Source organism: Nannocystis sp., from assembly GCF_016714285.1.
Taxonomy (GTDB): Bacteria; Myxococcota_A; Polyangia; order Nannocystales; family Nannocystaceae; genus Nannocystis.
Genome location: NZ_JADJNN010000002.1, coordinates 365,659 through 388,073, shown reverse-complemented (window position 1 = coordinate 388,073; position 22,415 = coordinate 365,659). Strand labels below are relative to the sequence as shown.

The window sequence follows — 22,415 nt, the reverse complement described above, 5'->3', positions numbered from 1 at the left end:
GAAGGGCCTTTTAGAGACGGATGCTGCGCCAGCTGCGGCCGGCGAATTTGAGGGCCATGGCCAGGCCCATGAGGTTCGTGTAGAGGCAGGCCGCGAGCCACACGCCCTCGAGGCCGTAGCCGAGCCTGGGCCCGAGGAGCCAGGCGAGGGGCACCAGCACGCCGAAGTGCAGGACCCCCTCGACGACCATGACGTAGGTGTTGGCGCCAGCGCCGTAGAGGGCCTGCGAGAGGACGAGGCCGGCGACCATGGCGGGCAGGCCGGCGGCGACGATGCGCACGGCCGCGGCGCCGGCCTCGGCGACGGCGGGGTCGTTCGGGGCCCAGACGCGGAGGATCTCCTGCGGGAACAGGAGGAAGATGGTGGCGATCACGAACATCGCGTAGACGCCGAGGCGCACCGACTCCCAGCCGTAGCGGGCGGCGAGGTTGGGCTTGCCGGCGCCGAGGCTCTGGCTGACGGCGGTGGCGGTGGCGGTGCCGAGGGCGATCACCGGCATGAAGCAGAGCGAGGCGGTGTCCATGAGCGCCTTGGTGGCGGCGGAGTAGGTGTTTCCGCCGGCCTCGGCGTCGAGCTCACCGACGAAGCGCATGAACAGCATGAAGCCGGCCATCAAGATCACGGTGGCCGAGCCCGAGGGCAACATGAGGCGCACGATGTCGCGGACGATCGCCCAGCGGGTGTGGGCCCAGCGGTAGAAATTGTAGCGACGGCTGGCCGGGCCGAGGCTGATGCCGATCATGATGAAGAGGCCGACGTAGGTGCTGATCGCCGAGGCCAGGCCGGCGCCCTTGAGCTCCATCGCCGGGATGCCGAGCGCGGGCGCGCCGTAGATCAGCAGGTAGTTGAGGCCGATGTTGAGCAGGTTCATCACCAGCGCGGCGTAGAGGTGCACGCGGGTGCGGCCGATGCCGTCGAAGAAGGCCTTGTAGCTGAAGGTGAGGACCATCGCCGGCACGCCGAGCATGCGCATGCGCGCGTAGGTGGTCCCGAGCTCGGCCTGCTCCGGGCTGGCCTTGGCGAGGAAGTCGATCGCGCCGGGGGTGATGAGCCAGCCGAACACGCCGCCGAACAGACCCGCGAGGGTGGCGACTAGCAGCGAGTTCCACAGGACCTGGCCGGCCCGGGCGTGCTCACCCTCGGCGAAGCGGCGGGCGGTCATCGCCTGGGTGCCGAAGGCGACGGCGCAGAAGAAGCCGCCGACGGCCCAGAAGAAGGGCATGCCCAGGCCGAGCGCGGCCTGCGAGGCGGTCGCCAGGGTGTGGTCGTCGAGGCGCCCGACCATGAAGTTGTCGGCGGCGTTGACGAAGAACTGGGTGATCATCGCCAGCATCACCCAGCTGCCGAGCGCGAGCACGCGGCGGACCAGGGGCAACTCGAGGCCGAGTTTGAAGAGGCGTGGCGGCGCGTCGCCGAGGTCGGTCAGTTGCACAGAGCGCGATGTGTAAGCGATGCGCCGGGCGCCGACAAGCGGGCGCTACGATCGCTGCTCGAGCTGGGTGCGGATGTCCTGCTCCAGCTTGCCGGCGCACTCGGGCTTGTAGCCGCGGTATGAGCCGCGGATCTGGCCCTTGGCGTCGATCACGAAGGAGAACGGGAAGTTGCCGCTCTCGTACTGGTCGGCGAGCGGCTCACCGCCGAGAGCGAGCTTGGCGGCCAGCTTGCGCTGGGTCGCGAACTCTTGCACCTTCGCCGGCTCGGTGTCGGTGGCGATGGCGATGAGCACGAGGCCGTGCTTGCGGTAGCGCCGGTACAGACGGTCGAACTCCGGCAACTCCTTGAGGCATGGCTTACACCAGGTGCCCCAGAAGTTGAGGAGGACAACCTTGCCGCGGTAGCTCGCGAGGCTGATGTCCTTGCCGTCGGGAGTCTTGAGGGTGAAGGGCTTGGCGGCCGTGCCAACGCCGGGATCGTTGCCGCACTTCGCGTCGATCTTGGTGTGGAGCGCGGCGGGTAGCGGATCGCTCGCGCTGGCGATCGGTGCAGGCGTGGGCTCGCTGGCGGTGTTCGGCGTGGGCGTGGGCTCACCCGGGGGGTCGGTCGCGGGTGGCTCGACAGCGGAGGTTGGGTCGGGCGAGAGGTCGGTGATCGCCGCTGGCTCGAGCGGAGGTGTGGTGGCGGGCGGCGTGGGCTCGGGGAGCTGCACGGCGGGCTCTGGCTTGCACGCGACGACGGTGATCACCAAACACAGCGAGAGACGAGCAGCGGTCACGCGGACACCTCCAGGGCGCGGCCGAGGGCCCGCCAGAACTCGCGCAGCTCGGGCTCGCCGGCGCGGTAGGGTAGGAGCAGGCGGATCGTGTGACCGCTGCACACGGTAGCGAGGATGCCGTGGTCGTGCATGAGACGATCGCCGATCGCGTTGCCGATCTGCTCGCCGGGGCGACCGACCTGGACGCCGATCATCGCTCCGAGACCGCGGACCTCGTGCACGCGAGCGTGCGGCTGGGCCACAGCGAGCGCCTGCAAGGTCGGGAGCTGGGCCGCCGCCGCCGCGAGCAAGCCCTCGGACTCGATGATGTCGAAGGTCGCCAGCGCGGCGGCGCAGGCGAGCGGGTTGCCGCCGAAGGTGGTGCCGTGGGTGCCCTTGCCCATCGCCTTTGCCAGCTCGCCCGCGGCGAGACACACGCCGATCGGCATGCCGCCGCCGAGCGCCTTGGCGAGCCACAGGATGTCGGGGTAGAGGGCCGGGTCGTCGCCGACGATGCGAGACCAGGCCGACCACGCGCCGACGCGACCGCTGCCGCACTGGATCTCGTCGGCGCCGAGCAGCGCGCCGTGCTCGCGACACAGACCGTGCAGCCCGACGAGGAACTCGCGCGTCGCTGGAAAGACGCCGGCCTCGCCCTGCACGGGTTCGACGAAGACACCGGCGATGCGCGGACCGTGGGCGGCGAAGGCGGCCCGCGCGGCCGCGAGGTCGCCCCAGGGCAGACGCAGCACCTGGGCGACGGCGAAGGGATCAGCCGGCTCGGACTCACCGATGCAGCGCACGTAGGGGTGACGGTACGCGGTGTTGGCGGTGAGGGAGAGGGCGCCGAGGCTGCGCCCATGAAAGGCGCGCTCGAAGGCGACGATGATGCTGCGACCGGTGGCGCGGACAGCCAGCTTGATCGCGGCCTCGGTGGCCTCGGTGCCGGAGCTACCGAGGAAGACCCGGGCGTCGCGGACCGGGAAGCGCTCGGCGAGCCGACGCGCGAGCGCCTGCTGCGGGCCCGAGGTGAAGCTGTTGGCGGCGGCGCTGAGTCGTTGCATCTGCGCGTGCATGGCGGCGATCCAGCGCGGGTGGGCGTGCCCGAGCGGCGCACAGCCGACGCCGTTCACCGCGTCGAGGTAGCTGCGACCCTCGCTGTCGATGACTCGCAGGCCACCGCGCTCGTGCGGCTCGGCGCGCTCGAGGGTGACGCCGCGGAGCGCGTAGGTCGGCCACCGGAGGTCTTGCATGGGGGAAGTGTTGGCAGGCGCGCGCGTGGGATGCAAGCCTCAGAAGGCGAGCTGGAGCCCGGCGAAGGTCACGCGCAGGCGCCCGCTGGCGGCATCGCGGGCCTTCTGTCGCTCGCGCAGCGCCGCGACCCCGAGCGCGAGCGTGATCACGGCGAGCCCGGCGGTGACGCCGATGAGCACGTTGGTGGCGCGGACGTAGCCCTTGAGCGCGTCGGCGTCGGACTCGGCGGCGACGTACTGGTCGGCGCAGACGTGGCGGCCACAGAGGTGCGACTCCCATGCGGCCTGCTTGCGCAGCGCGAGGCCACCGACCACGCCCATGGTGATGGCGCTGGCCGCCGTGAGTCCAGCGCCAGTCCAGGCGAGAGCGCCGAGGGCACGCCGTCGTCGGGCCGCGTCGGGGTCGGGCACTGGCGTGGGCTCGGGCCGCACGACCGGGGGATCGGGCCGCGGTGCGGGCTCGACAGGGGTCCGCGCAAAGCCAGTAAAGTGGATCGTCCAGGTGCCACCAGGCGCGACCTCCACGGGGATGTCAGCGACCGCGTCAGGCCGGTCGCCGAGCAAGCGCACCGCGATGCGTCCCGGCTCGACCAGCTGCGGAAAATCGGTCATCGCTACCGGCTCGCCGTTGACGAGCACGGCGCGCACTGGCTCGCTACTGTCGACCTGCAGGCGCAGCTCGCCGAGCCGCGCACGGAGCTCCTCGACCCGCCGCAGCGCGTGCGGATAGCCGGTGTCGCGGGTGCTCGACTCGTAGCCGAGGTAACGGCGAAACCAGGTCATGGTGGCCAGACGGGCGCCGGCCTTGTCGTGGGCCAAGGCGGCGTTGTAGGCCGCCTCGGGCGACTCCGCAGCGGCGAAGGAGGCCTCGAAGTTCCCCGCAGCCGCGGCGTACTCGGCAGCGTTGAACTGCTCCTTGGCCAGACGAAACAGGCGGCGGGCCTCGGCCTGCTGCTCGGACGGCTGTGGTTCGGAGGCGGACGACGCGACCGGGACCTCCGGGTCGATGGCCCCGGATTCTGCGGGCCCGGAGAGCACCACCGGAGCAGCGCGGACTGGGAACGCCAGGCCCAGTGCGAGCAGGGCGCAGAGCGCGACGCGCGAAATCTGTCCCTTGAGACAGATGGCAGAGCTGGAACATCGCGGGCGAGCAGGCCGACGCATCAATGCGGTCCGCTGGTCTTCGGGGGGCCGAAGGTGGGCTCGTCCTTGAGCTCGTCGCCAGCATCGGTGGCGGGCGGCACCGACTTCTGGCTGGACAGCTTCGTGACGCTCTTCACCGGGAGTTTGCGGGACAGCTTGGTGACCGGCTCGGGCGTCACGCGGGAGGGCTCGGGCTGGAGACTGACGTTGATGTTCTCGCTGCTGATCGGCAACAGGCTGCGCTGGCTGATCTTGTAACCGGGGCGGGTGAAGCGGACCTCGATGCGACTCTTCTCGTCGTAAGGGATCTCGATGCTGAAGGGGGTGATGCGGTCCGCGAGCTGACGCTCGAGGTCCGCGGCGACCGCCGGCGGCGCACCTGTGATCGACACCTGCGCGCCGGCCGGCTCAGACTCGAAGTTCCACACGATTCGCCGCGGTTGCGCTGGCAGGTCGGTTTGCGGCCCCGGGGGCACCACCTCGCGCGCCGGCTGCGGACGCAGCACGTCGGCCACCGGGTTGCCACCGTGTTCATCGCGCCAGGTGAACACCGCCAGCAAGATCGCCACCGCCAGGCCAGCGCCGAGCATCGGCAGACCGAGCCACCAGCCCCAGTGCCGATCGGGCCCCGTCGCCAGCGTGCGCGAGGACGAGGTCGGACCGTCATCGTCGGGCGTCAGGGTCGGGCCGCTGCCGGTGCGCGGCCGGCCGTCGCTGCCCTGGTGACGGCGAGTCACGGACGTATCGTCCGCGACCGCCGGCGGGACGAGGGCCAGCACTGGCTCACCGCGCTGCGCCAGCTCAGTGCTGGCAAGTGGCCCGGACGCGGGACGCGGGACGATGTGCATGCGCGGGCGACTGTGGGAGCGCGAGCTGCCGCGCAGCGCTGCGCTGCGGTATTTGGCCTGCTCGTCGAAGTGTTGCCGCATCAGCGCTGCGAGCTGCTTGCGCGGGTCATCGGGGCCAAGGTGAGCCAGCAGGCAGCGACGCAGGTCGGCGAGCATCGCCTCGGCAGTGGCATAGCGGTCCGCGGAGTCACGAGCGAGGGCGCGACGGAGGATGGGCTCGACGTCTGCAGGCAGGTCGGCGCGGTGCTCCACGAGCGGGGGAAGCTCGCAGCGGGTGACGCGGTCGAGGGTCTCCGCATCGGTCTCGCCAGCGAACAGACGCTTGCCCGTGAGCAGCTCCCACAAGACCACTCCCAACGCGAATAGATCCGCCGACGCGTTGACTGGCTTGCCCCGCGCCTGTTCAGGGGACATGTACGCCAGCTTGCCGCGCAAGTGACCGGTATGCGTGTGCCGCTTGCCAGTCGCCTTGACGAGCCCGAAGTCGACGATCTTGATCCAGCCGTCGAAGCCGACCATCAGGTTCTGCGGCGACATGTCGCGATGAACGAGACCGTAGGGCTGGCCGTCGGGGTCGCGCAGCTCGTGTACGGCGATCAGGCCCTCACACGCGTCGACAGCGATCTGGAGGACCACGGCCAGCGGCAAGTGCTCGCCACGCGGACGAAGTTGGCGGAGCAGCGCCGACAGCGTCTCGCCGTCGATGTACTCCATCACCATGTAGTAGAGGCCCTCGTCCTCGCCGAGGTCGAGGATGCCGGCCACGTGCGGGCTCTGGATCTTCGCCGCGATGCGGGCCTCCTCGAGGAACATCTCCACGAACTCGGGTTCGGCCGCGAGGTGCGGGTGGATGACCTTGATCGCGACCAGCTTCTCGAAGCCGGCACTGCCGGTGGCGCGACAGAGGTAGACGGTCGCCATCCCGCCGTGACCGAGGCGCTGGACGATCTCGTAGCGGCCGATGGCACGGCGCGTGGCGATCGGATCGGCGCTCGCGATCGGTGTTGCGTCCGCGTGACCGACGGGCAACACCTTCGTCTCGGGTTCGGGCTCCATGGTGGCGCGCCCCGACACTGGCGGGGCCCGATCTTCACCATACGTCAAACCCCGCGGACGATCACTCGCCGGGACGCCGCGTTGGGGGCGCTGCTCGGGGCTGTGGACCTCTGATCCGCGGCGTGGGGACGGTGGATTCGTTTGGTATGGGTGGAGCCTGGGGACCGGACACCCGCCCGCATGTCAAGCATCGCCATCGCTGGCCACGGCGGCGGTGATTTTCCATCTGTTCAAGGGAGTGATTTTTCTGTATTTCAGCTCACTGTTCTGCCCACGACAGGAGCGATCAGGGGTGAGCGCTTTGGCGCCTTCATGGGTACAAGGTGTTGAAGAGATCTCAGAGATCTGCTCGAAGCTGAAAAATACATGGAATCCACTAATTTCTAGACCTACTGATCAACGATGTTCGGTTCTGTGGATGAACGTAGTATTATTCAATATTTTCAATATGATAACGAGATTACTTCACAACCTTGCCCCCCCGCGTACTTCACGCGACCTAGGGTAGTGTGGAATGGGCCTTGCGTGTGGAGTGCGGTTGACGTAGAGGGCAGGAGAGCAGGAGCTAGGCGAAGGGAGGACACGATGGCGAAGCGACAGACCCGCAGGAGCATCTCGGTCAAGGGCATCACCTATCAGCGTCTCAAGGACTTCTGCGAGTCCTCGGGCCTCAGCGTGAGCGGCTACCTTGAGGATATCATTGCAGAAAAGTTGGACGCTGCGGGTGTCCCGGTACCGACGGTGGTCAAGCCGCGACCGACCACGAAGCTGGTCGACGGCGACGACATCGTCTCACAGCACTTCACGTTTTGATCCGCGCGCGACCTGGGCTGCCGTGGGGTCGCCGTGGGGTCGCCGTGGCCTCGTGCTCGAGCTGACGTCCGCGGGTCGCAAGAGTGTAGCCAGGTCCTGACATCGGGCGACGCCGGTTTTGATAGATTGGTCGGGCAATGACCAAGAAGTATCTGAGGATGGCGCGTGCTCAGCTGTCGCGTCGTCGGGCAATGCAAGCGATGGGCTCTCTCCTCGGGACCGCTGCGTTCGGTTGTGGTGACGCCGCGCCCGGGAACAACGACAGCAGCAGCGGGGACTCAAGCAGCGACGGCAGCGAAGGGCCTCCGACCACCGGCGAGTCGCCGAGCTCATCGAGCAGCGATGCCACGACGTCCACGAGCGGCGCCAGCGGCGAGAACAGCGAGAGCGGTGGCGAGAGCAGCGGAAGCAGCACCGGCGAGGCTGGCAGCACCGGTGACGAAACCACGGGCGAGCCCGTCGACGAGTGCGGCGGCGGGGCGCAACTCACCCCCGAACAGCTGCTGGCCGGCATCGACCACATCATCGTCCTGGTGATGGAAAACCGCTCGTTCGACCACTACCTCGGCTCGCGCAAGGCGGTCGAGGGGCTGGCGATCGACGGTCTGGTCGGCGACGAGGCGAACCTTGGGCCCGACCTCGTACCGGTGCCCGTGTTCGTGATGGACGAGTTCGAGCCGTACGACCCGCCCCATGAGTGGGACCAGTCGCACTTCCAGTTCAATCTCGGCGAGAACAACGGCTTCGCCGTCGAGAACGAGAAGAAGAACCCAGGCCACGGCTACCAAGCCATGGGCTATCACGTCCGCGAGCACCTGCCGGTCACCTACGGGCTGGCCGACAACTTCACGGTCTGCGAGCGCTGGTTCGCCGCTGTGATGGGCCCGACCTGGCCGAACCGCTACTACGTACACGCGTGCAGCTCGGGCGGCGGCAAGACCAATTTCCCCAACCCGTTCCTGAAGACTCTGTGGCACCGCTGCGACGACGCGGGCCTCAAGAGCCGGAACTACTTCGGCGATGTCCCGTGGGTCACGGGCGCCTTCCCGCTCGTGCCGACGGTGTGGGGCAAGCTGGCCGACGGTTTCAAGGGTTTCACCCTCGACTCATTGACCAACCCCAACACGCTCTCGCGCTTCTTCGACGACGCTGAGGCGGGCGACCTGCCAAACTTCGCTATCATCGACCCGGGCTTCACCTCGAACGACGACCACCCGGACCACAACATCCAGCTCGGCCAGATCCTCATCGGCTCGATCTACAAGGCACTCGCTGAAGGCCCAGCATGGGAGAAGACCCTGCTCATCATCACCTACGACGAGCACGGCGGCTTCTACGACCATGTCCCGCCCCCGAAGACCATCGATGGGGATCCCGAGTTTGCCCAGCTCGGCTTCCGCGTGCCCAGCATCGTCATCGGTCCGAGCGTGCGCCGCGGCTGCGTCAACGACCTGCAGTTCGAGCACTGCTCGATCGGCGCCACGCTGATGAAGCGCTTCGGCATCGTGGCGCTCAACGAACGCATGGCCCAGGCCCGTGACGTGTCGTCCTGCATCCACCCGGACTACATCGACAACCCCCAGCCCGGCCCACCGGTCCCACTGGTGGACGTCTCGATCTCCGACATCCTCGCCAGCGTCGGCCACACCACCAGCCAAGAGGAGCTATTTCTTGCTGCGGGCGTGACCATCGACGAGGACTTCAAGCGCAGGGTTCGCGACGACACGATGAAGCTGCTGCTGCGGGCGCAAAAGCTGGGCGTGGCTCGTCTACGGCCGTGAAGCGCCGACGCGCCCGTGCTACCGTGCGGCTCCCGTGGCCTACGTTGTCCTCGCACGCAAGTACCGCCCGCAGCGCTTCGCGGACCTTGTCGGTCAGGAGCACGTCACCCGCACGCTGGCCAACGCGATCGCCCACAACCGGGTCCACCACGCCTACCTCTTCTGCGGCGCGCGCGGCCTCGGCAAGACCACCGCAGCGCGGCTCTTGGCCAAGTGCCTGGTGTGCGTCAAAGGGCCGACGATCGACCCTTGCAACGTGTGCAACGAGTGCACGGCGGTCACCGAGGGCCGCTCGGTCGACGTGATCGAGATCGACGGCGCCAGCAACAACCGTGTCGAGGACGTTCGCAACCTGCGCGATCAGGTGCGCTACCTGCCACAGACCGCTCGCCGCAAGATCTACATCATCGACGAGGTGCACATGCTCACCGGCTCGGCCTTCAACGCCCTGTTGAAGACCCTGGAGGAGCCGCCCGAACACGTCACCTTCATCTTCGCCACCACCGAGGTCCACGAGCTCCCGGCCACGATCCTCTCGCGGGTGTCTCGCTTCGACTTTCGCCGGGTGTCCAGCGCGCATCTGGTCGCCCACCTGCAACGGATCCTCAGCAGCGAGGGCGTGAGCGTGGAGGAGGCGGGTCTGTACACCATCGCCCGCGCAGGTGACGGCTCGGTGCGCGACTCACTGACCTTGCTCGACAAGGTGCTCGCGTTCGCCAGCGACACCAACAAGGTCAGCGCCGACGAAGTCCGCGTCGTGCTCGGCGTCCCGGGTGCGCTCGCGGTCGCCGGGCTCGTCGAGGCCGTGTTGGCCCGCGACCCTACCCTCACGCTCCGCCGCTTCGACGAGGTCTTCGCGTCGGGGCAAGATCTACTAGCCCTCGCGCTCGAGTTCCTCAAGCACTTGCGCGACCTGACGATCGTCAAACTCTGCGGCACACGTGACGTCCTGGTCGATGCGAGCGACGCAGAATTCGAGCAGCTCACGACGCAGGCGGCAGGGGTCGACAGCCTGGTGCTCTCGCAGCTCTTCGACCGCTTCACCCGGGTCGTCGACGCCCTGCCCCGCACCCGCGTACCGCGGCTCGTGCTCGAGATGGGCCTGCTCGACTTGGTCCACGGTGAACCACTCATCCCGCTCGGCGATCTGATCGATCGCCTCGAGCAGATCTCGACCGGAGCCCCGGGGGGCGGCGGGGGAACTCCACGGGCTGTTTCACCCACGACGAGATCTACCGCGAGCCCTGCGCTTGCGAGGCCCCCGTCCGACCCACGCACACGCGCGGAGCCACCCACCACTGGCCGGCCGAGCGCTGACAGCTCGCCCTTCTCGAAGATCCTCGCCGGTGCGGGCCTCGTCGGCCAAGATCTAGCGGCCGTCCCCTCACCGACACCCGCCGTCCATCGGCCGCGTCCGGCCGACCATGCTCCGGAACGGGCCCCGGCGGGAGAGCCCCCGCCCTGGGATGAAGCCAGCTGGGGACCCGAGGAGCCGCAAGTAGCTTCAGAGCGTCGTCGGCAAGCTGCCGTATCGCCGCCGAACCTAACTGAGCGTCACCGCGACGAACTGCCGAAAACGGCGGCTTGCGACACAGGGTGCCCGGGCTCGCCGCAACCAGAGGCCGATGGCATCTTACAGTGGACCAAGCTGCCGCAGCTGGCAGCGTGGGAGCAGTTCCTCGGCCGCCTACAAATTCACGACGAAGGACCGCTTTTTGCAATCCTTGCCGAACTCGGCTTGGTGAAGCTCGGCGACGGCCTACTGCGGCTCGCCGGCACGGCCGTGGCCTTCGCCCGCAACCATCTCCGTGACCAGGCCCCGTTGCGAGCACACCTCGAGTCGTTGCTGCAGCAACACCTGGGCTCGCCCTTCAAGCTCGAGCTCATTGAAGGCGAGCCATCCCTGCCAGATCTGCCGAGCCTGACCCTGATCGAGGCCCGCCGACGTGAGGAACTGCAGTCCGAGGTCGAACGCGAGGCCGATGCCAACCCGCAGATCCTGGCCCTCAAAGCGCAGTTCGCCGCCCAGGTCCGGAGCGTCCGGCCACGTGTGACACCATCCCGCAGCGGTTAGGTGCGCAAGAAAAGGGTTTTGCCCCCATCAGGGTGGGCGTATGATGCCACCACCATGAGCGAGTTCGACCTCGGAGCCATGATGCGGCAGGCGCAGGTTTTGCGCGAGCAGATGGAAACCATGCAAAAGAGCCTCGACAAGGAGATCGTCGAAGGTACGGCCGGAGGCGGCATGGTGAAGGCCCGCGCTAGCGGCACCCAGCAGATCCTCAGCGTCGAACTGGCGCCAGCGGTCTTGCAGGAAGACCGAGAGATGCTACAGGACCTGATCGTCGCCGCAGTCAACAACGCCCTCGAGCGCTCGAAGGCGCTGACACAGCAACGGGTCGGCTCGCTGCTGCCCCCAGGGCTGCTCGGCCCAGGCGGTATTCCGGGGCTGTGAACGCCGGCAACGATCCACAGAACCCGCTACAGCGGCTCTCGGCTCTGCTGACTCGCCTTCCGGGCGTCGGTGAAAAGAGCGCGTTGCGCCTGGCGCTCGCGCTGGCGCGGTCGGATGGCGAGTACGTGCGGGCGCTCGCCGAGGCCATGGTCGCGGTCCATGACGAACTTCGGCTCTGCACGACCTGCTGCGACCTGTGCACGGGAGAGATCTGCGAGCGGTGCCGCGACCCGCGACGCGACAAGGGCCTCCTCTGCGTCGTCGCACAGCCGCAAGACCGCATGGCCATCGAGCGGACGGGCGCGTACCAGGGCCTCTACCACGTCCTACACGGTGTCCTCGATCCGCTCGCCGGCATCGGCCCTGCGGAGCTCAAGATCGACGCGCTGCTGCAACGACTGCACGGTGATGCGGTGCGCGAGCTCATCGTCGCCACCAGCCCCAACATCGAGGGTGACGCAACAGCCCTGTACCTGTCCAAGCTGCTGCAACCTCTCGGGGTTCGGGTCACGCGGATCGCCTCGGGGGTCGCGGTCGGCGGGGAGCTTGAGTATGCGGATCTGAACACCCTCCACCGCGCCCTGGCCGAGCGGCGCTCGCTGTGAAGGCGGAGGCGCCAGCGACGCTCGCGGTCCCCCGCGATGGACCTGCTCACTGCCGGAGTTTTGCCGCGCGCACACTGAACGTGAGACCAAGGACCGACCCCACACCCCGCAGCAGGCATCGGGAGACTCGCGTGATGGTCGTTCGGCGCGATGGACTTGCCCGGTTGAGTTTGTTACGGTTTTCACGCCGTCGGGCATCGGTCCGAAGTTCACACGTCGCGCATCAGGAGTCTGTCCCTTGAACCCGATGAATCCCCAGCTCGTGATGTTTGAAGAGGAGCTCAAGCAGATCCAAAAGATCGCTGACCGGCTCCAGCAGGATTCACGAGCAAGATCGATTCTTCTCATCGACAAGAATGGAGCGCTCGTCGCGGCCGCAGGTGCTGCTCACGAGCTCGACACGACCTCGCTGAGTTCGCTGGTCGCGGGCAACGTCGCGGCCACCGGTGGCATCGCCAAGCTGCTCCAGGAGGATGAGTTCACTGGCCAGTTCCACGAAGGCAAGGGGATGTCGATCAATCTGTCCCTGGTCGGACGGCGCATCATCCTCGTGGTGCTCTTCGACAAGAACACGACCCCCGGGCTGGTACGCTTGCGCGTGAAGCGGGCTCAAGACGAGCTGGTTCCGATCTTCGAGGAACTGGCGAAGAAGGCGCTGTCGCCCCAGTCGAGCCCTCTGCCGGACATCACGGATCAGGACATCGACAACCTGTTCAACGACTAGCGAGAGCCTTACAACCGATGTCCTTCATCAACTACAGTTCGCGTGAGATCAACTGCAAGCTGGTCTACTACGGGCCAGGTCTCTGCGGGAAGACCACGAACCTGCAGTACATCTACAACAAGACGCGTCCCGAGGCGAAGGGTAAGATGATCTCCCTCGCCACGGAGACCGAGCGGACGCTGTTCTTCGACTTCCTCCCGCTCAGCCTCGGTGAGATCCGCGGCTTCAAGACGCGCTTCCACCTGTACACCGTACCGGGCCAGGTGTTCTACGACGCCAGCCGCAAGCTGATCCTCAAGGGCGTCGACGGCGTCTGCTTCGTGGCCGACTCGCAAGAGGAGCGCTACGACGCCAACATCGAGAGCCTCGAGAACCTGCGTCTGAACCTCAACGAACAGGGCTACGACCTCGACAAGCTGCCCTACGTCGTCCAGTACAACAAGCGCGACCTACCCAACGCGATGAGCGTCGCTGAGCTGTCGAAGTCCTTGAACGGGACGCAGGTGCCTGAGTTCGAGGGCGTGGCGACCACGGGCGTCGGCGTGTTCGACACGCTGAAGATGCTCGCAAAGCTGGTGCTCGCCGAGCTCCGCAAGGGCACCTGAGCGGCTCAGGCGACCCCGAGGGGTCGCCTCACCTCGGGACGACGTACCTTCCAGATCCAGCCATCGAACAGGAAGTGAAGCAGCGACGTGCCGAGGTAGTAGACGAGGTAGAGATCGGCACCCCGGTGATCGCGGAGCAGGATGAACGCCGTGAGCAGCACGCCGATGAGCAGCGGCGCCGCCCAGAGCGGGCGCCGCAGCAACGACGCGGTGAAGCCGGTCGCTCCGTCCTGGGCGAACTTCTGCTGCCCGAAGTGGTGCACGAAGGCCACGTACTCGAGCGCGTGCGCCACTCCGAAGCACAGGTAGCCGACGATCGGCCCGTGCACGACGAACACCGCCAGCAACAGCAGGGTCGACGCGAGAAAGGTCCACCGCGGCAGGCGCTCACGCAGGCATAGCGCGGCCCGCATCTCGTGGCGTAGCCAGTACAGCAGTACCGCTAACCAGCCCGCCGCGAGCACCGCGAGCACCGCCCACGCGCCCGTCCCCGAGATCAGCGGACGGACGACACGCAGCAACAGCCGGGCGTTGGCCTGACCCGCGAAAGTCTCCGCCCTCAGCAGCAATGTGATCCAAGAGACGAAAATCACGCTGCACCACAGCAGAGCCAGGTCGCGACGACCATGCGCCGGCTCCTGCAAGCCGCACCCCGCCTTGCCGGCGTAGATGCGCAAGATACCGAAGCGCTGCATCAGCGTGTGCCACACGTTCCATGCACCCACCGCGACAAGCAACAGCTTCCAAACCATGCCGCCCGTGCCCCGACACAGGCCGACCACCGCGAACACCAGCAGCGGGGCAAGTACAAACTCGCGGGCACGCCGCCGGAAGGTCTCACCGTCGCCGTACACGAGGAGAAAGGTGTAGTGGCGATGAACGTAGGTGATCGCCAGAGCGACCAACGTGGCCCATGCCAGAGCGTCGCGCGAGCCAACCCCGGCGGCCCAGGAGCCGTCGAGACCGAGGCCAAAAACCGCCCACACATAGAACGGCAACCAACAGAAGGCCAGCAGGGTGAGGTCCCACGTGGGGCTGCGCAGCCACGCGCGCGGGCGGGCTGTTGGCGGCGGCGGCGTCAGACGGCGCATGGCGAGAGATCGACCGGGGCGAGGGCGCGTTCGGGAATTAATGGTTGGAGCGCCAGGAACGCTGTGTATTATGCCTGTCGAGAGACGCGACTCGCGCTCCCCGATCGCAGAACCTGAGCGGAGCCCCATCAACTATGCCCACGGAAGACTGGATTCAGGAATCCCTCGCGCGGCTCGAGAGCCTGGAAGAGGAGCGCAACCGGCATGAGGCCGCGTTGGAGACCGCGACGGACCCCGCGACCCTGCGGATGAACGCCCAGGCGATCGAGCGCCTCGACGCCAAGATCCGCTCGCTGTACGCCGAACTCGAGGCCGCGGCCGAGCACGGAGATGGCGGTAGCGACGACGACGATGACGATCTCGGCGACAGCAACAGTGACGCTGACAACGATGACGACGACCTCGGCGAGACCGGCGAAGGAACGACGCGCCTGTTCCGTCGCGACGACGTCGCCGCACAGGCGGCCGTGCAAGCCGTGACTCCGACCCCTGTCGCTGCCAAGCCCGCCCCTGTCGCTGCTGCTGCACCAAGGCCGACCCCCGCTCCCAGTCCCGCAGCGAACCCCTTCGGGAGCAGCGCACCAGCAGCTGCGCCCTTCTCCACCGGTCCTGCCTCGCCCTTCGGCGAAGTCGCGGCGCCCTTCCCCTCATCCGAGGGGGCCAGCTTCGGTAACTCAGCCGCGAGCTTTGACGGCAGCGGTGGCAGCAGTCACAACTATGACGACGACTCGACTGGCGGCGGCGGTGCGAAGTGGGGGATCATCATCGCTGTCGTCGTCTTGCTCGGCGGCATCGGAGGTTACCTTGCGTTGAAGGGCAAGGGCGAGGAACCGCCTCCCCCCGCGCCTACAGGCCCTACCACGGTCATCCGTGCTGGTGAGATCCCCCCCGACACCCAGGGCCCGAAGACGGTCAAGGGTAGCGATGTCGACGCGATCAAGGGCACCCAGTTCAAGGAAGGCCGCCCGCAACCCAGTGGTGGTGGCGGCGGCGGCGGCGGTGGCAGCTCAACGCCCACCGAGAAGCCGAAGAAGAAGGACCCACGGGCCAAGATCGAGTCCACCGACGATCCCTTGGCCGGCATCGACAAGTAGCTGTCCTTTGGGACAACTCTCTGGGAGGCGCCCAGCATGGATGCCTCGACCCAACGACTGCGAAGGTCGGAGCGACAGCTCAGCGGCGACCCGGATCGTCGTCGCCCTCGGCCTTGTCGTCGTTCTTGCCGATGATCGGCGCACGGAACAGCGGCGTGGTGCTCTTTGGCGCCGCGCTGTTCGGTGACTCAGGCCGCCGTGTTGGCAACGCAGATTTCGGCCCGCCCGCGACTGGCAGCGACGACAACGCTGGCCCCGCGCTCAAGCTCGAGTTGCCGCCCGTAGGCAGCACACCGAGGAGGTGGTTCGGCCGCTCAGACACCGCGGGCAACGCGGGCTTGCGCCTGACCATGGGCACATCGACCTCGGCCATCTTGGCCGCCGGCATTGGCTCAGGCGCGATGGTCGGCAACTCTGCCAAGATCTTGCTCGCGTCGATCGTCTGAGGCGCTGCGGCAGCAACTGCCGGGTTGATCAACGAGATGCTCTGCGGCTCCGCCACGCCTACGGGCTCCGCAGAGATCGCCGTGAGGATCGAGTCCGCCTTCGCTACCGGCTCGGGTTCGTTGCTCTCGTGCGCCGCCGAATCCTCGTCGATCGAGAAGGCGCTAGCCTTCGCATCTCGAGCGTCCTCAGCCTTGCGCGTGCGCGACTCAGGGATGTTGAGCATCGAGCGCTCTTCATGAGTCAGCTCGCCGTCGACCGACTTGCTCGAGATCACTGTCCCGGCCGGACGGAAGCTGGTGGTCGGGTTGTCGAGCTGCGCCTGCTCACCCGCGCCGATCTCCCCCGAGACGATCTCACTCGCCGCCAGGTCGCTCGAGACGACGATCGTCGTGCGTCGTGAACGTGAACGTCGCTCACGCCGAAGCTGGGCCTCGATGAAGGTCTGCAGCCCCTTTCGCGCCCGCATGACCAGATCCTCGACCACCGGATCCACGTCGGCACCCTGCTGGATGATCTGCACCTGCTCGAGCAGCTCCGAGGCCTCATCGATGCGCTCTGTCTTTTGCAACGCGAGGGCCAGCGCCGCGAGCACCCGCGGATGATCGCCGATCGTCTTACGGGCGGACTCGATGTACGCCAGCGCTTGCTTGTTCTTCTTCTGCGACTCGACCAGCAGCACGATGCCGAGGTCGAGCTGGTCGCGGGAGACCAGCATGTTCTCCTTGGCGAGGCGCTGCAGGAGCTCGCGGGCCTCGGCGCGCTCGCCAGCCACCACGAGCGCGTGTGCCTGGGCGCTCACCAGCATCACCGCATCCGGCTGGCGAATCAGCCGCGCCGTCTCGGCGAAGTTGGCAGCCGCTGCCTTTCCATCGCCGACCTTCAGCTGAAGGATGCCCTCGTGCAGCGTGCGCCAAGCCGTCGGCGCGAAGAACTGCACCACCGGCTTGCCTGGCAGCCGCTGAAGTAGCTCCGCTGCGGCCCGCGGGCTAGCGGCCTGCACATCGCGACCGATGCGCTCCAGCCGCGCCAACAGAATCGCGGGCAGCAGGAAGAATAGTCCGAGACCCGCGAGCACCAGCACAACGCGCAACGTGGTCCCGGACACCAGCAGTCCCGCCACGACGAGTGCCCCTGGCAGCAAGACCTGCACGATGCGTCCCTGTCTCGGCCTGCCACTGCGCGTCCACAGGTGCGACGGCACGCTGACGGCCGGGAGCTCAATGTGCTTGGCAGCAGCCATGGGACCGTTCGTTGCCGGGCATACCTAGATCAGCGGTGCGCCGCAAGCTGGTTCGCGTGCCTGTCGCCACCTTTTTGGATCTTGGCGACGACAGATCTGGCGGCTGCCTGGTAAAATCACTCCAGTGACCTCCAACCTCGATCTTGGCCGCTTCGTGCAGCGCCGGCAGTTTCGCTCCTTCGAGCAAGATCTGGCCCGCGTCACTTACGCCTACGGCGTCGACGTCCGCCGTTTTCACTGGCTCAACCAGTCGATGACAGCCCAGACATTGATGCGCGCGCTCGAGCTGCGCTGGAGCGCCGTCGCCGAGGAGTTGATGCGAGAGGAGTTGCAGGTCCCCGAAGGTGCCGTCACCCTGCCATTTCTGCAAGAGATCGTCAGGATCGCCGAACTGCTCCGCGTCACCCTCCCTGCCGTCCGCCTCGTCACCCCCTCTGCACGCGGTCGCTGGCCCCTCGTCACCCCGCTCGGCAACGCCCGCAACAGCGACGATTGGCTTGTCGTCGACGCCCTCGCCCTCGCCGAGCTCGCCCCACCCCAACGCGCCTTCCTCCTCGCCCAGGGCCTCGGCCACATCCAGTGCGGCCACGCAGCGCTGTTCATGGCCCACTACGTCTCCCACCGCGAACACCGCGGCCACACGGCCCTCCGGCTCGTTCTTCGCTCCTTCAGCCGCCTCGCCGCCTTCTCGGCCGACCGCGCCGGCTTGCTCGCAGCGGGCGAATTTGCCCCCTCCGTCGCGGCCCTCGCCCGCAGCAGCGAACAACTCCCACCCTGGTATCCGAGCCTCGCCGACCTCGCTGAACGCAAGCGAGCCCTCGAGGAATTCAACCACAGCCGCGTCGTCGCTCGCGTCCGCTCGAGCCGCCGCTTCGTGCAGGACCACCCGTCCGTGCACGAGCTCGTCGACCAGCTCATGCACGCCAGCGAACCCGTCGCCCTGCCTGTGGACAAGACCAGCGAGCCCGCGAAGGCCACCCCGCCACCGATCGCCGCCGGATACGAGGTCCCGGCCGACGCATGGCCGCTCGCACGCTGCGACCAGCGCCTCACCCTGCGCCTGGGGGTACTGTGATGACCAGCGAGACGCCGACCCTCGGCCTCCGCGACAACGCGCGTGAACTCGCCGACATCGCCACCCAGCTCGGCCTCCCCGGCCTCGGCGAGCACATCATCGCCGACACCGCCCGCCGCCTCGATCACGCCCAGCTCCGCGTGCTCGTCCTCGGCGAGATCAAGCAAGGCAAGAGCACCCTGATCAACGCCCTGCTCGCTGAGGCACTGCTCCCGAGCGGGGTCACGCCCACCACCGGCGCTGTCGTCCAGATCGTCCGCGACGAGCACCTCGGTCGCTTCCTCGTCGCCCCCGACGGCACTCGCAAGCTGCTCGAGCCTGACCACTTCTCCCGGCTCGCACGTGGCAAGGAAGAACACGTCGGCACCCTCCTCGTCACCACCCCGAGCGAGCACCTCCCGCCAGGTGTCGAGCTCATCGACACCCCCGGCATCAACGACCTCGAACGCTTCCGCAGCCTCATCAGTCGCGGCGAGCTGCCCCGCGGTGACGCGATCATCCTCGTCCTCGACGCCACCCAGGTCCTCAAGCTCACCGAGGTCGCCTTCCTGCGCGACGCCCTCACCGCGGTCGGCGGCACGGAGGGCACTGGTGCCACCCTCCTGCTCGCCCTCAACCGCATCGACCTCGTCCCCGAGGCCGAGCGAGGCAACCTCCTCGACCACATCCACCGTGAACTCAGCGCGGTGCTGCCTGGCGCCGTTGAGGTGTTCACCACCGATGCCCGTGGCGCCAGCAAATCCCCGGGCAGCGACACTCTGGGCGTGCGCGAGGTCCAGCGCCTCCGAGAGCGTATCCGCGTGCTTGCGAGCCAGGGCGCCACCGTGCTCCCGACGCGCGCGCGTGCCAGCCTGCAACGCAGCGTCGACCTGCTGCTACACCACACCGCCATCGAGGCCCGGGCCCTGCGACTGGAGTCGGCCGCGCTGCAGTCCGAGCTGAAAGCGGTGCGCGAGACGCTCGTGCAGCGACGTCTCGACCTCGACGAGATCGAGGCCACGATCGCCGACGGTCGGGCGAAGATCGCCCAGGGTTGCCACGACAACCTCGCCAGCTTCCGCGTCGAACTGCAGACCTCGATCCTCGCCCAGCTCGAGCGCAGCGATCTACGCCAAGCCGCAGATCTCCTCCCCGGAGCGATCCAGGACGCCCTCCTGCACTTCACCTACCACGAGGCCGAACGCCTGCGCCTGGCCCTTGAGCAGCTCACGCGCGACGCGATCCACACCTGCGGCGAGCAGGCCCAGCGCCGCCTCGCCGAGACCATGCTCAACCTTGGATTCCGCGGCCCCGTCGTTCAGCTCCAGCCGCCGTCCGTCGGTGTCGAGGCTGGCACCCTCGCGGTCGGCATCGCCGGCACTGCGGTCATGTACTTCGGCAACCTCGTCGCCGGCCTGCTCATCACCGTCGTCGCCCCGCTCGCCACCATGTTCCTGCGCGAGCGTTCGATCCGCGCCCTCCGCGAGGCCGCACGCGAGAGCGTCCCTCACGCGCTCAGCCGCAGCTTCTCCGACCTCGAAGCCACGCTCCTCCGCGCCATCGACAGCCACATCGCCGGCCTCCGCGAGTACATCGTCCTCGCCCACAACCAGCTCGGCGCCCATCTCCAGGCCCTGCTCGAGCGCGCCGCGGCCCTCGACGCCCTCGCCCTACCACCTGGTGACCTGTCTGCAAAGCCAGGCGAGTTGCCCACCAAGCCAGCCGCACCCGATCCCCGCCAGACCGCCCTCGCGGAGCTTCGCGGGCTCGAACAGCGCCTCGAACAGCTCCGCGGCGACCTCGCTGCGCACGCCTCTTCACCGAGCCCCTCCGCATGACCAACGGCAGCGACGACCACCCCAAGGACGACCCCGCAGGCCCAGCCAACACCCTCCGATCTGTCGGCTCCGCGCTCGGCGGCTGGGCCAAGCGCGTCGGCAAGGCGATCACCGAAGTCGCCGGCCCGCAGCAGCCCGAGGAAGTCGCGCGCGCGCTCACCCAGGCCCATGACCTCCGCCGCGCCGGCCAATTCGCCACCGCCCATGAACGCCTCCAGGCACCGATCAAGACCCGGCCCAACGACCCCAGCCTGCTCCTCAGCCTCGCCCTCACCCTCATCGAACAAGCCCTCGTCACCCCCGCGCGCATCGATGTCCTGAGCGCCTTCGCTGAAGGCCTCGGCAAACGCGGCGAGCGTAACGTGGGCGGCCCGCTCGTCGAGGCCACGGAGCACCTCCTGCGCAGCGAGTTCGATGCCAGCCTCGACGCCCTCCGCCGCGCACGCAAGCTGCTCGATGAGCTCGGCGGCTCGCTCCAACCCGAGACCCGCTTCGTCTTTCACCTGCTCACCACCCTCGCGCAGGCCCACCGTGGCCGACACGAACGCGCCCTGCTCGAGCTGCACAAGACCCGCGCACGCCTCCCCGAGGGCACCCACGGCCCCCTGCGTCAGCTCCTCATCGCCGAGGGCGCTCAGATCTCCCTCGCCGCCGAGAGCGTCGACGAGGCGATCGCCTGGCTCAGCAGCGAGGCCGAACCACCGACCGCGAGTGATGGCCAACCGGCCACACCCAGCGACGACGCCCGGACCGCCCACGCCTACCTCGCCCTCGCCCTCGCCGCCAAGGGCGACCGCCTCGGCTCCGAGGCCGCGCTGGCGAAGGTCGACAGTGACGACCCCGCATGGGACGAGCTCCGCATCCGCATCGGCCTGTGCCTTGGGACAGGTCCCGAGAGCCAGCCCGAACGCACCCGCGAGCTCGCCCTCCGCCACCTCCAGCGCGCCTCCGAGGACCCACGCCGCCAGCGCCTGTGGGCGCTCGCCGAAGCCGCCACCTGGCCAAGCAGCGGCGCAGCAACGCCGATCGCCGGCCGCAGCGCCTGTCTCGACGCCCTCGCCATCGCCGCCCGTGCCGCCCCGGCCGACCTCCTCGAGCGTTACCTCCACGAGCTCGCTCACCTGTCCCTTCGGGCAGATCTCCGTCCACCCACCCTCGTCGCCGCGATCCGCAAGCAGCTGCGCGACAGCCCGACCGCGCCCGAGGAGCTCCGCCTCGTCCATGTCCGCAAGCGCCTCGAGGAGCGCGACGAACAGGTCGGCGAGGACTTCCTGCCCGGACCGCCACCACGTTTCCGCGCCCAGGCCGACCTCGGCGGCCCCTGGGGCCCCGACGAGATCTCACCGATCCGGGACGCTGGCTCGCGCCTCACCGTCGTTCGCAGCCAGCGTGCCCTCGCCTCCGCCGAGCTGTGCCTGCAACGCAATCTGCCCGAGGCCGCACAGGAGTACCTCGTCGAGGTGCTCACCGAATTCCCCGAGCACGAGCACGCCCGCGCCCTGCTCACCGAGCTCGCACGCCCTGTCGAGAGCAACCGCCTCGAAGATCTCCTCACCGCCGCTACCACCCTGCTCGCCGCCATGCCCGGGCGGATCCTCGGCGTCCCGCTGAGCGGCGTACAGGACGCCCTCTCCGGCGTCATCGCGGCGCGCGAGCGCCTCGCAAGACCGCTGACGATCGCCATCATGGGCGAGTTCTCGTCCGGCAAGAGCACCTTCATCAACGCCCTGCTCGGTGAGGCCGTCGCGCCCATGGGCGTGCTGCCCACCACCTCGACGATCAACCTGTTTCGTCGCGGGCCCAGCGGCAGCGCGCGCGTCCACTACCGCGACGGCAGCATCGCCACCATCGCCCGCGACGAGGTACACACCTTCCTGCAACACCTCGACGACATCGAGGCCAGCCGGATCCGCCACATGGAGATCGAGCGCACCGGCTCGCGCCTCGGCGAGGCCGCTGTCGTCGACACCCCCGGCCTCAATGCCCTCGACACCTTCCACGAGCGAGTCACTCGCGAGTTCGTCGAGGAGGCCGACGCGATCATCTGGATCTTCTCCGCCACCCGCGGCGGCGCGGCCTCCGAGGGCAGCGCCCTCAAGAGCGTCAGCGCCGACGGCCGCCAGGTCCTCGGTGTGCTCAACAAGGTCGACACCCTCGACGCCGAGGAGCGCGTCGAG

At 68.2% G+C, this 22,415-nt stretch carries 17 protein-coding genes and 1 pseudogene; 11 read left to right on the top strand and 7 right to left on the bottom strand.

All coding sequences use genetic code 11. The annotated features are described in order from the left end of the window. Positions 1-10: 10 nt before the first annotated feature. The 5 genes from IPJ59_RS05805 to IPJ59_RS05785 form a co-directional block, all read right to left on the bottom strand. Positions 11-1,432, bottom strand: a complete 1,422-nt coding sequence (locus tag IPJ59_RS05805) for an MATE family efflux transporter (protein WP_293249171.1) — start codon at positions 1,430-1,432, stop codon at positions 11-13. A gap of 45 nt (positions 1,433-1,477) precedes the next feature. Continuing rightward, entirely contained in the window at positions 1,478-2,212 is a 735-nt protein-coding gene (locus IPJ59_RS05800; protein WP_293270090.1) for a TlpA disulfide reductase family protein, read from the bottom strand. Next, positions 2,209-3,444: an aspartate aminotransferase family protein gene (locus tag IPJ59_RS05795; protein WP_293249177.1), complete on the bottom strand. Its 1,236-nt coding sequence runs from the start codon at positions 3,442-3,444 to the stop codon at positions 2,209-2,211. Before IPJ59_RS05795 ends, IPJ59_RS05800 begins: the two co-directional genes overlap by 4 nt. Before the next feature lie 39 nt (positions 3,445-3,483). Next, the gene (locus IPJ59_RS05790; RefSeq protein WP_293249179.1) at positions 3,484-4,482 is read right to left on the bottom strand and encodes a hypothetical protein; all 999 of its coding nucleotides are present in this window, start codon (positions 4,480-4,482) and stop codon (positions 3,484-3,486) included. Between the two features lie 125 nt (positions 4,483-4,607). Further along, entirely contained in the window at positions 4,608-6,491 is a 1,884-nt protein-coding gene (locus IPJ59_RS05785; RefSeq protein ID WP_293249182.1) for a serine/threonine protein kinase, read from the bottom strand. 585 nt (positions 6,492-7,076) lie between these two features. Between IPJ59_RS05785 and IPJ59_RS05780 the strand changes: the two genes are divergently transcribed. The 7 genes from IPJ59_RS05780 to IPJ59_RS05750 all read left to right on the top strand — a co-directional run bounded on the left by IPJ59_RS05780 (position 7,077) and on the right by IPJ59_RS05750 (position 13,474). Next, on the top strand, positions 7,077-7,304 hold the full coding sequence (locus IPJ59_RS05780) for a hypothetical protein (RefSeq protein ID WP_293249185.1): 228 nt from the start codon (positions 7,077-7,079) through the stop codon (positions 7,302-7,304). A gap of 200 nt (positions 7,305-7,504) precedes the next feature. Further along, complete coding sequence (locus tag IPJ59_RS05775; RefSeq protein ID WP_293249188.1) at positions 7,505-9,085, top strand: alkaline phosphatase family protein; 1,581 nt, start codon at positions 7,505-7,507, stop codon at positions 9,083-9,085. Between the two features lie 34 nt (positions 9,086-9,119). Beyond that, a complete protein-coding gene (dnaX, locus tag IPJ59_RS05770; RefSeq protein WP_293270088.1) occupies positions 9,120-11,159 on the top strand; it encodes a DNA polymerase III subunit gamma/tau in 2,040 nt (679 codons plus the stop codon). A gap of 54 nt (positions 11,160-11,213) precedes the next feature. Then, positions 11,214-11,540, top strand: a complete 327-nt coding sequence (locus IPJ59_RS05765) for a YbaB/EbfC family nucleoid-associated protein (RefSeq protein ID WP_293249194.1) — start codon at positions 11,214-11,216, stop codon at positions 11,538-11,540. Continuing rightward, the gene (gene recR / locus IPJ59_RS05760) at positions 11,537-12,145 is read left to right on the top strand and encodes a recombination mediator RecR (RefSeq protein WP_293249197.1); all 609 of its coding nucleotides are present in this window, start codon (positions 11,537-11,539) and stop codon (positions 12,143-12,145) included. The genes IPJ59_RS05765 and recR overlap by 4 nt, the downstream gene beginning before the upstream one ends. A 247-nt stretch (positions 12,146-12,392) precedes the next feature. Next, positions 12,393-12,869, top strand: a complete 477-nt coding sequence (locus IPJ59_RS05755; RefSeq protein ID WP_293250244.1) for a roadblock/LC7 domain-containing protein — start codon at positions 12,393-12,395, stop codon at positions 12,867-12,869. A gap of 17 nt (positions 12,870-12,886) precedes the next feature. Next, on the top strand, positions 12,887-13,474 hold the full coding sequence (locus tag IPJ59_RS05750; RefSeq protein ID WP_293249200.1) for a GTP-binding protein: 588 nt from the start codon (positions 12,887-12,889) through the stop codon (positions 13,472-13,474). Between the two features lie 5 nt (positions 13,475-13,479). On the opposite strand, the gene IPJ59_RS05745 is transcribed toward IPJ59_RS05750, so the two are convergent. Beyond that, positions 13,480-14,565, bottom strand: coding sequence for a hypothetical protein (locus IPJ59_RS05745; RefSeq protein WP_293249203.1), 1,086 nt, complete (start codon positions 14,563-14,565; stop codon positions 13,480-13,482). A 134-nt stretch (positions 14,566-14,699) separates the two neighbouring features. On the opposite strand from IPJ59_RS05745, the gene IPJ59_RS05740 reads away from it, so the two are divergent. After that, positions 14,700-15,659 carry a hypothetical protein gene (locus IPJ59_RS05740; protein ID WP_293270086.1) on the top strand — a complete coding sequence of 320 codons (960 nt, stop codon included), beginning with the start codon at positions 14,700-14,702 and terminating at the stop codon, positions 15,657-15,659. Positions 15,660-15,738: 79 nt separating this feature from the next. On the opposite strand, the gene IPJ59_RS05735 is transcribed toward IPJ59_RS05740, so the two are convergent. After that, on the bottom strand, positions 15,739-17,346 hold the full coding sequence (locus tag IPJ59_RS05735; protein WP_293249209.1) for a tetratricopeptide repeat protein: 1,608 nt from the start codon (positions 17,344-17,346) through the stop codon (positions 15,739-15,741). 124 nt (positions 17,347-17,470) lie between these two features. Here IPJ59_RS05735 and IPJ59_RS05730 point away from each other — a divergent pair, with 124 nt between their 5' ends. The 3 genes and pseudogenes from IPJ59_RS05730 to IPJ59_RS37575 form a co-directional block, all read left to right on the top strand. Further along, positions 17,471-18,421, top strand: a complete 951-nt coding sequence (locus IPJ59_RS05730; protein ID WP_293249212.1) for a M48 family metalloprotease — start codon at positions 17,471-17,473, stop codon at positions 18,419-18,421. Beyond that, positions 18,421-20,238, top strand: coding sequence for a dynamin family protein (locus IPJ59_RS05725; protein WP_293249214.1), 1,818 nt, complete (start codon positions 18,421-18,423; stop codon positions 20,236-20,238). Before IPJ59_RS05730 ends, IPJ59_RS05725 begins: the two co-directional genes overlap by 1 nt. Further along, positions 20,235-22,373: pseudogene (locus tag IPJ59_RS37575) on the top strand (dynamin family protein); the annotation flags it as partial. The gene IPJ59_RS05725 and the pseudogene IPJ59_RS37575, both read left to right, overlap by 4 nt. Between the last annotated feature and the right edge of the window lie 42 nt (positions 22,374-22,415).